We start from the raw sequence: 14,317 nt of genomic DNA, 5'->3' as shown, positions 1-14,317 counted from the left end.
TCTAAAAAGTTTAGCCTGATTTACTATAAATGTCCCTCTAAACAATCGTTTTAAATATACCAATTAATGCCAATCGAAAAAAGAAATAATCGTAATCTCCCTCAAGTTAACAATAATATTCGAGTTCCTAAAATCAGAGCCATTGATGCAGATGGCTCTCAGTTGGGAATCATGGATACAGAAGAAGCGTTGCAAATGGCCAGAGAAAAAGAACTAGACCTGGTTATGGTCAGTGATAAAGCTGACCCACCGGTTTGTAGAATAATGGATCATGGGAAGTATGTGTTTGAGCAGAAAAAGAAAGCACAAGAGGCCAAAAAGAAGCAACATAACGCAGAAGTTAAGGAAGTAAAGATGCGCTATAAAATTGAGGAGCATGACTATAATGTTCGCTTATCTCATGCAAAGCGTTTTCTCGAATCAGGTGATAAGGTTAAGGCCACTATTATGTTCCGAGGCCGGGAAATACAGCACAGTAATCTTGCAGAAGCATTATTGATGCGGATGAAAGAAGATCTAAAAGATTTAGCAGAGGTTCAACAAGCTCCCAAGAGAGAGGGACGCAGTATGATGATGTTGTTATCTCCTAAAAAGTAAAGTGGGATAGTTATGACATTGATAACTCCAACTTTATTTGCCAAGGGGTCTCCCGTTAAATCGCAGATTATAACGGGAGGTGAATAGCCTCTGGTAAATTAAACATAAAAAATGACGGGAGGAAGTATGCAGCGCCTGTTTTAACGGCTGGATGAATAACGACACGCGGGTTTTAACCCGGAGAAAAATTCTGCTACACTAGAAATAGTGAGTAAGAATAAGGTTTGTCGCCATGACATGACCGCGCTTTGCGGTGAAATTCCGGCGGACAGGAGACGGGGAAGATGCTTCCTACGACGGCTGTTTGCGCAGCATGACCCAGGAAAAGCAAGTAGGCAGCTAGAGCAGCGAGAAGATTGGTCCAACCAGTGCGAGTAAAACCACTCGTGAAAGCTACAAAAAAAAAGTAAGCTCACAGCTAGAGTATAGTCTATGCCGAGGGGTTTAGGAGTCTGCCCTTCAGGCTTTAAGCAAATGTGGATTTATGAGGGGCTGCGTGCGGAATTTACTTCCGCACATTTATTCGCCCCGTCCTATTTGTGGTGGACTAACCACAGAATCCAGGGTGTTTCAACCCCTGGAGATGTCAAAGGTGTAAATTGCTGTTCAAATATAGCACTAAAGAGTAGTAGGAAAATTATGATCATGACTTATTGCTACAAAATTAAGCCCACTTGTGAACAGTCAGTCAAAATTGATTATTGGCTATAACTATGACAAAGGCATTGGAATTATGCTCTTGGTCAACCCTTGGAGTGGTTTAACCAAACCAGGTGTCAAATAACCGTTGTTCGATAGTGCCATGACCTATGGGTGAGATTCCTAGTAGACCAGATTATTATTTTCAGCAATCAGCACTTAAACAAACAAAAAACTTATTTCCCGACTACGAAGAAATCTCCATAAGAAGTTCAACAAATTAACTTACAAAGACTAGATCGAGCTTGGAAACCTTGGCTAATACCCGATCAAACTAGTAAATGTGGAGGAGACCAAGATTTAAAAAATCAGGGTCTTTAAGGCCATTGTGTTTTAGTAGAGTTAATCATCCGCTCATCAGTAATTAAATTTGATGGAAAACAAATAATTACTACGAGGTTTGGTACTATTCCTGTAATAGTTCATAGACCAATACCAGAAGGATTTACAATTAAAACTGCAACTATAACTAAAAAAGCGAGTGCGTAATTCTGGGGTTTCCCCAGAATGTAAGACGCACTCAAGAAGCTGATGGTTATTATGTGAGTTTTAGCTTGGAAGATAACCCTCCCCTAACCCCTCCAGGGAGGGGAACTGAAGGGGTGGGTTTAATTCCTACAGTTAACGCGCGTCAGAAGTCAGAAGTCAGAAGTTAGAAGTTAGAAGTTAACCCACCCCTAACCCCTCCCAGGAGGGGAAGTAGGGGATTTGAGCAAACCTCCAAAAACCCGATCGCCTTAAAAGGCGGGGTTGCGCGACCCAATGATTTTAATAATATTAAGACTGCTTTAGGTATTGATTTAGGCTTAAAAGAATTTTTTGCGTTGGTGATGCGTGGCTATGATTTTTTTAAATGGCGATCGCCTAAATACTAGAGTTGTTGGGAATTAAGCTAAAAAAATGGCTAAAACCCTTATTAGTCAACGTTTATAGTGTTTTTTTACCCTCCAATCCTGAAAATCTTATATAGTAAGCTTTTGAGGCTTTTGAATTTTTATTTCCCAACAACTCTACTAATTAAAAAGCATTTTATACTTTATAAATTTAGCTTTCATAGCTTGATTCACCAACGCCGAATTTTTTACTACTAATACTGGTGAGACTGTCTATGTGCCGAATTTTTATAGAAAATCTCAATCTAATTTAGCAAGAAAGCATAGAATTGTATCTAGAAAAGAAATTGGGTCAAATAACTGGAAAAAGGCACAGAATAGAATAGCTAGATTAGATCAACATATTGCCAGACAAAGAGAAGATTTCTATGAAAAACTGCTCATAAATTAGTTAAAGAAAATGACTTAATTGCCGTTGTAGACGCGGAGTGGCCTGCCGAAGGCAAACTTAAAGATTAAAGGTTTAGCTAGAAACACGAAACTCTGAAAATCAATTTATGATGTAGCTTGGGGTGCTTTTATTGAAAAATTGAATGCAGTGCTGGTAAAACGCAGTGTTCATGTAATTAAAGTCAACCCCAATCATACCTCTCAAAATTGTAGTAATTGTGGTCAGAAAGTACCTAAAACTTTATCAGTTAGAACTCACTGTTGTCCTAAATGTAATACCATTTTCAAAAAATACTGTTACAGTGCTTTATTCTGTTGGTAGGAGTTTTGAGATTAATACTGTAGCGACCTTTTTTGAATTTGGTATAAAACAGTTTTAGATAGAGATGAGAATGCAGCAATTAACATATTACAGGACTTACGCAGAGACTCTACATATAGCGATAGCGAATACCATTTACCCCTACATATAGTGGTTTAACAGTCAATTTGCGTAAGTCCTGATATTAAATAAAGCATTAAACGAGGTGGGTATCATCTTGCCTGCTTGTGGAGGCATAAGACGTTAATCAGTTGGGCAAGAAGTATACTTTGTTAAGTATACATTTAAGTTCAAATTCAGCAAATTCATGGAACAGAGAAGTTTGAAAAATTACACAGGATTAGGAGATAAACTACTAATATCCCTCAATCTCCGTTCTGAGGAAGTAGAGCGAACCTTACTAATGTTTGCGGTATATACTCTTACTTCTGTCGGATTAATTTGGTTAGAACTAAGTACAGTTAGTTTATTTTTAGACCAGTATGGTGCTGACAAACTACCATGGATATATATTGCCAGTGCTGTTATAGGTTCAGGTCTGGGTTTTGTCTATTCTTGGCTACAAAAAATCATGGCTCTGCGTCGAGTAATAGTAGTTATTCTATTACTAATGGCAGCACCTTTGTTTTTATTTCGGTTTGGTATTGGTATCGAAAATGTACAGATAGCTGGTCTGAGTTTAGCTTTTCTTACTACCTTTATGATGTGGTTGTGGGTAGAAGCTTGTTATTTGCTCAACGATCTGAATACCTCAATCACAGCTAATCAGTTATTTAACATCAGAGAAATTAAGCGAACATATCCAATAATTAGTAGTGGTTTTTTAGTAGCAGGAGTAATTAGTGGATTTTCTCTACCTTTAATACTATACTTTGTTGGACTGAGTAATGTTACAATAATATCTGGATTAATGATAGTATGTGGCTCAGGAATACTGTTATTTTTGTCAGAAAAATATCAACAATCTTTTCCTGACTCTAGCCGTTGGATACCAGAAGAAGACGAACAAGAATTTTCTACTCGAAAAATAAAAGGACCTCTACAAGGTTATATACTGCCATTAATCATATTCTTCGTCATCGCAGAAGTTCTCTATGTATTAATAGACTTTCAATTCTTTTATCAACTAGAACTACAAAACCAAGCTACTGATGGAGCAAGTCAAATAGCAACTTTCTTAGGCTTGTTTGAGGGAGTTTTGAGTACCTGCCAAGTAGCAACTCAATGGTTTGCCTCTAGTCGTTTAGTAGAAAGAATTGGAGTTTTTGGTACAGCGATGATACTACCACTAGGGGCAATAGCTTTAGGCTTATTTTCTTTTACAGGTGCAATAACAGGATTATTTTCAGTATTTATCGGATTAGTAATTTTGAGATTTTTAGATGAGTTACTACACTATACATTAATTGAAACTACTGGACCTGTTTTATTCCAACCTCTGCCTGAAAATATTCGCAGTGATGTTCAAACAATGGTAAATGGGGTGGCAGAACCATTTTCTACAGGCTTGAGTGGATTAATCATACTAGCAATTCTCTGGTTATGCAGATTAACATTAAATCCTAGTCAAAGTGGGTTTCAAGACCAGCAGGGTCTGATATTTGTAATAGCAATTCTGATATCTGGTTTCGTATGGTTGGGAGTAATATGGTTAATTAGAAGCCAATATATAGGCTTGCTAGTAAGAAGTGCTGGTAAAGGAAGACTTGGTGTTTTGGATGTAGATATGCGGGCATTGAAGCGCTCGGTAGTAGAAACTTTGGAAAAAGGTACAGCAGAAGAAGATAAACGTTCCTGCATTGAGCTACTCAGTCAAATAGATAAAAAAAATGTAGGAGAAATACTGGCTCCACTTTTGCCGATGATGTCATCTGAATTACAACGTCAAAGTCTCGAAGTAATGTTAAATCATCCTAACCCAACTTATCTCGAACAAGTACGTTCCCTAGCTCAGACATCAGTACCAGCAGAAGTATTGGCTTTGGCTTTACGCTATATTTGGCTTACAGAATCAGAGCCAGAGATTAATCAAATACGACCTTATTTACAACCTTCAGTAGATCCAGTGGTAAGAGGTACTGCAGCAGCTTTAATTATGCGTCGAGGCGACCGAGGACAAAAAGCTGAAGCTACTAATGTTTTACGCAGGATGATTACTTCCAAACTAGAAAAAGAAAGAGTGATGGGAATTCGTGCCTTGGGCGAAGCAGATTATTTGCAAGGACTAAGATTGTATGTCCCTAGTTTATTACAGGATGAATCGTTACGAGTACGAAAGTATTGCATGGATGTGATCGCTGCTACTCATTTGGAAAGCTACTACCCTTCTCTATTGCGAGGTTTGTCTTACAAATCAACTCGGGAAGCTGCATTACAAGCATTGGTGAGGTTAGGTAATGATGGGATTCCGATGTTGGTAAAGTTGGCAGATGATTCTCATAAGTCAGATTTGGTAAAATTACAGGCCTGGAATGCTATTGGTGAAATTGGTACAATCGAAGCGCTGGATGCTTTGGTAAACAGAATGATGACTAACTGGGGTCTGACACGCCGTAATATTCTGCGAAGATTGTTGACAATGCCAGGGGAAGTTGGAATTGAGGGGGTACTTGAACGGGTAGGTCGTAGCGGAGTAGAAATTTTAATTGAGCAAGAGTTGATGTTTCTGGGGCAGGTTTATGCAGGTATAGTAGATTTGTCTGGAGTGGATATGACTTCTAATACTACTCTATCTCCTATCCTAGAGCAAGTTAATGGAAAACTGACTACTGATTATACGCAAATGTTACTGCGGGCATTAAAATTCCTGGAGTTAGATGCTATAGAACGGTGTTTCTTATTAATGAAGTTTCTCTATCCATTGGGAGCTATTCAGGCAGCAGCTTTTAATATTAAGTCTGACTCACGTTCAAATATAGCCCGTGGTTTGGAGATTTTAGATAATACTGTAGATATTTCCTGTAAGCGATCGCTGATTGATATTTTGGATCAAAACAGTTATGAGGAAAAGTTAAGTAGTTTGTCTGAAATGGTGGTTTATAAACTAATGGCTCCTAGCGAACGTTTACGGCATCTTTTAGATTTACGTCATTTTCTTTCTGATTGGGCTTTGGCTTGTTGTTTGCAGATGGCTCGTGCAGCTCGTTGGGGTCTAACTGCAGAGCAAACTTTAGTTTGTTTGCGTCATCCTACAGGTTTTGTGCGGGAGGCGGCTTTAGCTTATTTACGGATGGCATCTCAACGCGCTTTGGTTGAATTATTACCTAATTTGAGAAGTGACCCAGATCCTCTGGTAGCTGCTCAAGTAGAACAAATGATTGTTGAATTTGGTATTGGTTAACAATAGCAGGGTAGTTATCGTAATTTGGATAAGTAGATAGGCAAATTTGTTTGTATATCTACTATAAGAATACTCAATCTACTTGACTAAAAGAATTTTCAAAAAAATCAAAATCTCTCCCTAAAGTAGATTTGGGTATTGAGTTCATTAATGGATAATTGATAATTACCTCTCCCTTTTAGGGAGAGGATTGACAAATAAGGAAAAAATTTATTTTTTTCCCCTTTCAAGGGGAGGCGGAATTAGCCGAATTGTTTAATTATTTAATTATTTACAGGACTTACGCAACAGCACTAATTATAGTGATTGTCTCTAGAATAATGACGAATTTATACGCTATATATAGCGGTATTGCTTCAACAATGAATAATGAATAATGAATAATTACCTCTCCTTGAAAGAAGAGGATTGACAAAGAGATGAAAATTTTTCTTTATTATCCCCTTAAAAGGGGAGGCTTTAAACCACAATTTTTCGGTAAGTCCTGTATTTAATTATTAATTATTCGGTAATTAGCCTATAATCTACTAATAACTAGAGATACATTTTCTGTATTGTTGACTCCCTAGCATTAAAAGCAGTTTGTAATTTTTGGTAATCGGTGTGTACCATTACCCGTCTCATAGTTGAATAAGAGGGAACACGAGCTTGAGGAATATTTAGTAGTTTGATCAAACTCAAACGATGGCGTTCAGTAAATCTGCACGGGCTGTCTATAACCCCAATAACCACTTATGATTCCCATAATTATAATCAGCAGTAGCAGCCATAATGGGTGACGACAGCCTTTCGGGTCACGAAAATCAGGTACAACTTTTCAGGTAATCAATGAGGCTTTTTTCCATACATATATTTCTATATATTGGCCAATTTTACCAACTAAATTTGCTCCTTACTCTATAATTCTACACCTTTTTTGAGAATGAAACAGCCCTGCCTTCCTGGGAGGGGTTAGGGGTGGGTTGACTCCTAAGAAATAACCTATTTATTTGTAGTAAATATTTATCAATTTGGTATTATACCAGTTTGAAAAAAGAATGCTATAAAAAGTGCATCTCTATCGGATATGCCTAAAAATAGTTTCTCTAGTTCATTTTAGATGGTTATCTCTATCTTTTTCCCTTTTTTTTCAAAATTTATCCCTTCTTGCTTCTTGCTTCTTGCTTCTTGCTTATTTCGTAGGGACGCCCTTATGCAACGTCCTATTTGTAGCAAACATTGATCAATTTGGTATTATAGCGGTTTTCACATAGATAGACTACAGTGGCCAAAGCATTTTTCTACTGCCTCTGTTGGTGCGCATTCCCTCTCTTGGTCGAGATTCTCATGGCGAGGAGACTTCGCCGGGTTCCAACTGCTTGCGTCTGTCGCCGACGCGGGGTCGCACCGCTATTCCCTTTTCTCTATCCCCTAAGCAAAAATAATTTTGTAGTCTACTTAAATGAAAAGTGCTGTAAATTAATTTTGTATATATACTAGATACTTCTGATAAGTCGCAGCAAGTATAAAAATTAAATCTCTTTTCCCTTTTTTTCAAATACTTCTGTTTACCTTTTAGGTTACTTGTACAAAAAGTCTATTGATATGATTAATTTTAATTATGGAATAGTGTAAACTAAAGAAATGCAAGGTCATCTATCAAATGTTATCTGAACATTATTAACCATTAAAATTTGCTCAATAAAACGTGATTATTAAATTTGTTTATTCATCAAAGGGAAGGGTGTAAATATTATGCTGACAAGTGTAGAGCGTCTTTTATTTATTAGAGCTGTGCCAATTTTTAGAGAATTAAGAGATGATTTCTTAGTACGTTTAGCTTCTGTTATGGATGAGCTATCTTTCCCTAGTAGTCATAGCATTTTTACTGAAGGGCAAGAGGGAAGGTCTCTTTATATTGTGGTATCTGGTAAAGTTAGAGTTCATTTGGCAGACCGGGAGTTAGCAAGGTTAGAACAAGGAGCTTGTTTTGGTGAAATGTCTTTGTTTGATGCTGAACCTCGTTCTGCTTCTGTAACTACTTTAGAAATTTGTGAATGTTTGATGTTAACTCAAATGCAACTTTATGATGCAATTGATGAAACACCAGATATTGCTATTAATATTATTCGTCTGTTGTCTCGTCGTATTCGTGAACTCAATCAAAAAATTAATGCCAGAGAAAATAGTATAGCTACTACTAAAGTAGCCGAGTTTCGTTAGTTCACCAAAATATTCAGTAAATTGGTTTTACTTAGACAAAACTAACATCCCTTATACTTAAAAGTAGGATATCAATTAGAAACCAAGATTCGGCACTTTATTTCAAAGTATACAAAGATTATGCTTTAGTAAACATCGGAGCTGGGAACAGAGATTTAGGGTAAAAAGTACGCAAAATTAATTACAAATTTTGCGAAACTTAATTTATCTAAATTTTGGCATTCATCCCGGCGTTCTCCCCTACGGGAAAACGCCGGGATGAATGCCAATCAATGTTGCGATTTCACAAATAATCTGTTACTCTGTAAGAGTAGAAAAGCAAACAGTAGATGGTTGAGAAAGCATACAAATTTAGGTTTTACCCTACTCAGTCGCAGGAAAATCTGTTGAGGAGAACTTTGGGTTGTCTACGCCTCATCTACAACAAAGCTTTAGCACTAAGAACTACTGCCTGGTATGAGAATACTGAACGAGTAGGATATGCTCAAACCTCAGCTGTGCTTACTTCTTGGAAGAAACAGAAACATTTAGATTTTCTTACTCAAGTAAGCAGTGTCCCATGACAACAAGGTTTAAGACATCTACAGGCTGCTTTTACTAACTTTTTTAGTGGGCGTGCCAAATATCCTAACTTCAAGAAAAAGCGCAATGGTGGTAGTCCAGAGTTTGTAAACTCTGCATTTAAGTGGAAAGATGGTCAAGTCTGAGATCGCTAAATGTTGATCACCATTACCTATTAGATGGAGTAGGCAACTGCCACAAGATTGTGTCCCTAGCACAATTACAGTGAAGCTAGACCCCTCTGGTAGATGGTCTGTTTCTTTAAGAGTCAATGATACCAGGAATTTTTTGCTTAAGCCAGGAAAGAAACAAATTGGTATTGACCCGCGCAATTACCAGTTTAGTTACTACCAGTACCAGTGATGGAAAAAAAATAGCTAACCCTAAAACTCTAAATAAGTTGCACAAAAAACTAAGGTTAGCGCGGAAGTCTCTGACAAGAAAAACTAAGGGGTCTAACAACTATCAAAAGGCTAGGCTGAAAGTAGCTAGGATACAGGCAAAAATTAAGGATTCAAGGCTTGACTATACTCATCAGCGCCCCTACTCAATTAATTAGAGAAAATCAAACTGTTGTAGTTGAAGATTTAGCACTAAAGAATATGGTCAAAAAGCGGTGCGACCCCGCGACGACGCCAGCTCCCTTGCGGAACGCGCACCCAGAGAGCACAAATTAGCTAAAGCAATATCAGATGCCAATTGGGGAGAATTAGTCAGGCAATTAGATTATAAGGCCCAATGGTACGGCCGGGAATTAATCAAGATTGATAGATATTTTCCCAGTTCGCGCGGGTTGCTCTAATTGTGGGCATATAGTAGAAAAATTACCTTGAAATATTAGAGAGTGGGATTGCCCAGACTGTGCAGCTCACCATGACCGGGACATAAACGCTTCGGTAAATATTTTGGCTGCGGGAGGAGCAGTGTCAGCGCCAGTCGCTCATGGGGGAGACCCCCTTTGGCGGCGCTGGCTTGTCTGTGGAGCGCGCCTTTAGACCTTCTGGGACGGGAGTCTCGTTTATGCGGGTGCTAAGAAACAGAAAGTCTCTAACAGTGATGCTAGTGCAGGATGGCAGAAATAAATGACCAGTAGGAGCAATGCCTTCTTCCTGAGATAGAATACTCAGAAGTGCGTACGCGATCGTAAAATAAATTGTCAATAGCCAAGCTAAAAATGATGAGCATTGAGTTGGATGCTTGAGTCAGTATGACCATGAATCTGAATCTGGTTAATCATCCTCTGAAAACCCCTGAAATTTCCAGATCAAAGGTCTGGCTAGAGTACAGTTGAAATAGTCAATAAAATTCAGTATCTTCTGCTTGAGGTCTGAGGTGGAAGAGAAACTGCTACGCCGGAGTAAACGCCTGGCCAAAATAGAGAAGCAACACTCAATTTGATAAGCGCCAAGAAGTATGTTTAGGGATATAAACAAAGCGAATCCGGTGAGACTCGTCATATAGAATCCGGGTAATTAGTTATCGTATTACTGAGGATTAATGAGTAATGAGTAATGAGTAATGAGTAATGAGTAATGAGTAATATCAAATCCGGTTAAATACTTACAGCACTTTTGAGGATAGTGAGGTACACTTGTAGAGCTATTCTCATATTCCCTGTTCCCTGTTCCCTGTTCCCTGTTCCCTAGAGCAATAAAACTTTGTACCTCATAAACTAGAAAACTGCTGTAATTGTATTGTTGGGGGAGATGGGGAGATGGGGAGATTGAATAATGAACATATACTATATAACCGGATTCTATATAACGAGTAATATCAAATCCAGTTGAATACTTAATTGTATTGTTGGGGGAGATGGGGAAATGGGGAGATGGGGAGATTGAATAATGAACATATACTATATAACCGGATTCTATATCAGACAAAAAAGCAGCACGAGTTACCATAGACTGGAGAATACCTGATTTCTGTTTCACCCCCAAATCAGTCTGAATACCACAACGTTGAGCCACAAGACGGACTAATGATTCAGATTTATGAGTATTGAGTTGATCTACAAGAAAAATCCATCCTCCATCAGAATTAGTATCGATAAGTCTGTTCAATGTGTTGCAGAAAATCAACTTCTGTGCGGGTGGCCTTAATTGAAGGGGTAATGATTTGTCCTTTGGCAATATGCCAGTTGGCCAGTAGACATTGAGTGCCATGGCGAATGTACTCAAACTCATTGCGTTCGACTCGTCCTGGCTCTATTGGTTGAGTGGGGCAAATTCTCTCATTAGCTTGGATACTCGTCATTTCATCGGTACTAATCAGATGAATTCCTTTTTCGAGTAATTCTTGGGCCCACAGATATAACTGACAGATAGATTTAACCTGGTCGCGAAAAGCTACTGGTTCAGAGGGATTAGAGTTTAACCAGTAACGATGACGATGAGGTTGTAGAGTCGCTTCCTTTTAAAAAACGCCCCACACTGCGGGGTGAAATCTTCTCCACAATCCTTCTATCTATGGCTTCTTCTGCTAGCTCCCTTGGAGTCCAATGACTCACTGGTCTTTGAGATTGTTTTGGGTCTTCACAGGCCATTGCTACGATTTGGACTACTTGTTCCAGGTCGAAAAATTTGGTTGTTCCTGGTCGGGGAGCATCACTGAGAATCTCTTCTATCAGTTTCCTTAACTTCTTGTCGCTCACCTGTTGAGTTTCAGCAATTGCAAGTTGTTCAGAAGCCTCCAACCACCTTTTTCGCCACTGCCTCACTTGCCTTCGATGTAGTTGTAGTTGTTCAGTGATCGCTGTATTGTTGGTTCCACAGGCCGCAGCTGGGATGAGTTTTACCCTTCTGACCAGGCGATAGGAATTGGTGGTCTGACTGGCTAGAACTTGCAGTAGGCTTTTCTGTCTTGGCGACAGGATTATGGATTGAGCTTTGGGGATAGGCATTCATTCATGGGGTTGACTGGGCTGATTGATTGGGCTTCCACAAATTCTAGTTTACTTCATAAATCACTTTTTTTTAGTGGTCACTTTTTGGGGCTGGCCTCGGAGATGCATACGCACCTCTGATATAGAATCCGGTTATATAGTATATGTTCATTATTCAATCTCCCCATCTCCCCATCTCCCCCAACAATACAATTAAGTATTCAACTGGATTTGATATTACTCGTTACTCGTTACTCGTTACTCGTTACTCGTTACTCGTTACTCCTTACTCCTTACTCCTTACTCCTCAGTAATACGATAACTAATTACACGGATTCTATATGAGTATTCTATCTCAGGAAGAGGGCATTGCTCCTACTGGTCACTTATTTCTGCCATCCTGCACTAGGCTGGGAATGTCGAAAATTATGACTAGAATAGACGAAAAATAAATGGATAACAATAAGGTTTATTAGGATTATTTATCACATTGAGAATGGCAATAATTGGCATGACAAAACTAATAATTGCTAACAAAACTAATAAAGGAATACCAATAAGCAACCAGATCAATATACCGAATATAATAGCGTAAATATAAATGTTAATATGAAAATTTAAAGATTCTTTGGCATTACTTTTTACAACCGAATCATTAGTTAAGAGTAAAATAGCTATTGGTATTCCTACAGATACAATAGTTGTACTCAAGAAAATTGCTCCATGAGATAAAGCTGATAGAATTTTTCTTTTGTCAGCATCCATTAAATATTTCTCCTGATTCAAATTAGATATAGCAGGGAATAGAGAACAGGGAACAATGGGAAAAATATTTCCCCTTATTAGGAACATTATCAATCTATGTCCTAACCTACCTGTATATTCCTATATTTGTTTTTTCAAACCAAAAAATAATAGGCAGAGGCCAGTAATTTAGTGGTTATTAAATTGACTTAAGTCTAATTATAGCTCTGTTGTTTGTTTTGTTTTCTAGTGGATAGGAATTTCAATTAAAAATTGGGTCAAATATTTTCTGAAAAACTATTTCTGTCATACCTATACCATTATCCGAAATTATAATTGCTACTTGTTGAGAAGATATAGCTTTTGCACTAATTTTAATAGCTGGTAAATTGTAAGCATTCAGCCGTCAGCTAACCTCCTATGGTGGGAACTGCGGACTTCAGCTAGCCTCCTGCGGAGGAACTACGGACTTCAGCTATTGCTTTTAGTACGCATTCAAAGCTGTATTAATTGAGTCAAAATTAAATCTTACTACAAAAGACCTTAAAGTCTATATTCATTTAAACTCTGTCCTGAAAAGGAGTGTCTTATTGCTGAGAGCTAATACCTATTTGATAAATGTTTGTTACAAATGGTAGGGACGTTGCATGCAACCTCCGTACGAAAGAAGGAAGAGGAAAGAAGGAAGAAAGGATAAATATTTTAAAAAAGGGAAAAACAATATAAATAACTATCTAAAATGAACTGGACTAGCTATTTTTAAGAATATTCGAGCAAGGTCTACCTTTTTGTAGCATTCTTTTTTCAAATTGGTATAACTGCTAATAGCTGAATACTTACGTTCAACAATTAATAATGAAAATGAATAATGAATAATTACCTCTTCTTTTCAAGGAGAGGATTGACAAATTCATGAAAATTTTTTTTCACAGGAGTCGATTGGATATGGCTCCGAGACCTCGCCATCCCATCCTAGGTCATGCTGCGCAAACGACCGCTTATTATCCCCTTAAAAGGGGAGGCGCATACCCACAATTTTTCGGTAAATTTTCCTGAATTTTTAAATTAGGGTTTGATTTTTTACTTCTTTTATTTCGCTTTTCTGCTAAAGCATCAACAGCATTAGAAATAATGTTCATAAATACTTGATTTATCTGACTAACATAAAATTCTACTTTCGGTAATGAATCATAATTTTTAATGATTTGAATAGTTTTTTCCTCTGGTTTTTCTCTCAGTTTATTTTGTAAAATGAGGAGAGTGCTTTCAATTCCTTCGTGAATATCTACAATTTTTACTTCAGATTCATCTAAGGGGGAGAAATTTCGCCAAGATTTTATCTTGGCATAAATACGGTCAGTTCCTACTTCCATAGAATTAAAATTTTTGGTAAATCTTCAATCAAAAAATCAAGTTATATAGCTTCTATTTGCTCTTGAATAACTGTAGGTGGATGAGAATAATTTTGCTGATAGAGATGAATTATACCATTTCTCAAAAACTTTTCTACATTTTGTTGAGCAGGAGACCCACCCCTCGCCCCTCCCCCTCCCAGGAGGGCAGGGCTGTTTCATTCTCACTAAGCGTGTAGAATTATAGAGTAAAGAGCAGATTTATTGATGTAAATTGGCCAATATGCCAGTATATGAAAATATATGGAAAAAAGCCTCATTGATTACCTCAAA

At 37.8% G+C, this 14,317-nt stretch carries 13 protein-coding genes and 1 pseudogene; 9 read left to right on the top strand and 5 right to left on the bottom strand.

Annotated features, from left to right (window positions below; translation table 11 throughout):
• Positions 1–66 precede the first annotated feature (66 nt).
• The 9 genes and pseudogenes from infC (at position 67) to F6K23_RS42355 (ending at position 9,999) form a co-directional block, all read left to right on the top strand.
• On the top strand, positions 67–597 hold the full coding sequence (infC, locus tag F6K23_RS32360; protein ID WP_124146363.1) for a translation initiation factor IF-3: 531 nt from the start codon (positions 67–69) through the stop codon (positions 595–597).
• A 1,788-nt stretch (positions 598–2,385) separates the two neighbouring features.
• Positions 2,386–2,580 (top strand): annotated as a pseudogene (locus F6K23_RS42385) (transposase); the annotation flags it as partial.
• Between the two features lie 102 nt (positions 2,581–2,682).
• Entirely contained in the window at positions 2,683–2,901 is a 219-nt protein-coding gene (locus F6K23_RS42380) for a zinc ribbon domain-containing protein (RefSeq protein ID WP_367267888.1), read from the top strand.
• A gap of 307 nt (positions 2,902–3,208) precedes the next feature.
• On the top strand, positions 3,209–6,241 hold the full coding sequence (locus F6K23_RS32355) for a HEAT repeat domain-containing protein (RefSeq protein ID WP_293163823.1): 3,033 nt from the start codon (positions 3,209–3,211) through the stop codon (positions 6,239–6,241).
• 1,734 nt (positions 6,242–7,975) lie between these two features.
• On the top strand, positions 7,976–8,443 hold the full coding sequence (locus F6K23_RS32350) for a Crp/Fnr family transcriptional regulator (RefSeq protein ID WP_293163820.1): 468 nt from the start codon (positions 7,976–7,978) through the stop codon (positions 8,441–8,443).
• A 329-nt stretch (positions 8,444–8,772) separates the two neighbouring features.
• On the top strand, positions 8,773–9,006 hold the full coding sequence (locus tag F6K23_RS42370; RefSeq protein WP_367267886.1) for a helix-turn-helix domain-containing protein: 234 nt from the start codon (positions 8,773–8,775) through the stop codon (positions 9,004–9,006).
• A 269-nt stretch (positions 9,007–9,275) separates the two neighbouring features.
• Positions 9,276–9,563, top strand: a complete 288-nt coding sequence (locus F6K23_RS42365) for a transposase (protein WP_367267885.1) — start codon at positions 9,276–9,278, stop codon at positions 9,561–9,563.
• A complete protein-coding gene (locus tag F6K23_RS42360; protein WP_367267889.1) occupies positions 9,526–9,681 on the top strand; it encodes a hypothetical protein in 156 nt (51 codons plus the stop codon). The genes F6K23_RS42365 and F6K23_RS42360 overlap by 38 nt, the downstream gene beginning before the upstream one ends.
• Before the next feature lie 159 nt (positions 9,682–9,840).
• Positions 9,841–9,999 carry a zinc ribbon domain-containing protein gene (locus F6K23_RS42355; protein ID WP_367267887.1) on the top strand — a complete coding sequence of 53 codons (159 nt, stop codon included), beginning with the start codon at positions 9,841–9,843 and terminating at the stop codon, positions 9,997–9,999.
• Positions 10,000–10,488: 489 nt separating this feature from the next.
• Here the strand turns inward: F6K23_RS42355 and F6K23_RS32340 are convergent, their stop codons facing one another.
• From F6K23_RS32340 to F6K23_RS32320, 5 genes are all read right to left on the bottom strand, one after another.
• On the bottom strand, positions 10,489–11,067 hold the full coding sequence (locus tag F6K23_RS32340; RefSeq protein WP_293163817.1) for a hypothetical protein: 579 nt from the start codon (positions 11,065–11,067) through the stop codon (positions 10,489–10,491).
• Positions 11,045–11,260 carry a hypothetical protein gene (locus F6K23_RS32335; protein WP_293163814.1) on the bottom strand — a complete coding sequence of 72 codons (216 nt, stop codon included), beginning with the start codon at positions 11,258–11,260 and terminating at the stop codon, positions 11,045–11,047. The genes F6K23_RS32340 and F6K23_RS32335 overlap by 23 nt, the downstream gene beginning before the upstream one ends.
• 109 nt (positions 11,261–11,369) lie before the next feature.
• Complete coding sequence (locus tag F6K23_RS32330; protein WP_293163811.1) at positions 11,370–11,906, bottom strand: helix-turn-helix domain-containing protein; 537 nt, start codon at positions 11,904–11,906, stop codon at positions 11,370–11,372.
• A 414-nt stretch (positions 11,907–12,320) separates the two neighbouring features.
• On the bottom strand, positions 12,321–12,653 hold the full coding sequence (locus tag F6K23_RS32325; RefSeq protein ID WP_293163808.1) for a DUF4870 domain-containing protein: 333 nt from the start codon (positions 12,651–12,653) through the stop codon (positions 12,321–12,323).
• A 980-nt stretch (positions 12,654–13,633) separates the two neighbouring features.
• Positions 13,634–14,005, bottom strand: coding sequence for a hypothetical protein (locus F6K23_RS32320; RefSeq protein WP_293163805.1), 372 nt, complete (start codon positions 14,003–14,005; stop codon positions 13,634–13,636).
• Positions 14,006–14,317 lie beyond the last annotated feature (312 nt).

Origin of the sequence: Okeania sp. SIO2C9 (assembly GCF_010672455.1) — a bacterium.
GTDB lineage: Bacteria > Cyanobacteriota > Cyanobacteriia > Cyanobacteriales > Microcoleaceae > Okeania.
Note: the sequence above shows the minus strand (reverse complement) of the source record. Positions and strands in the feature narration are given on the sequence as shown.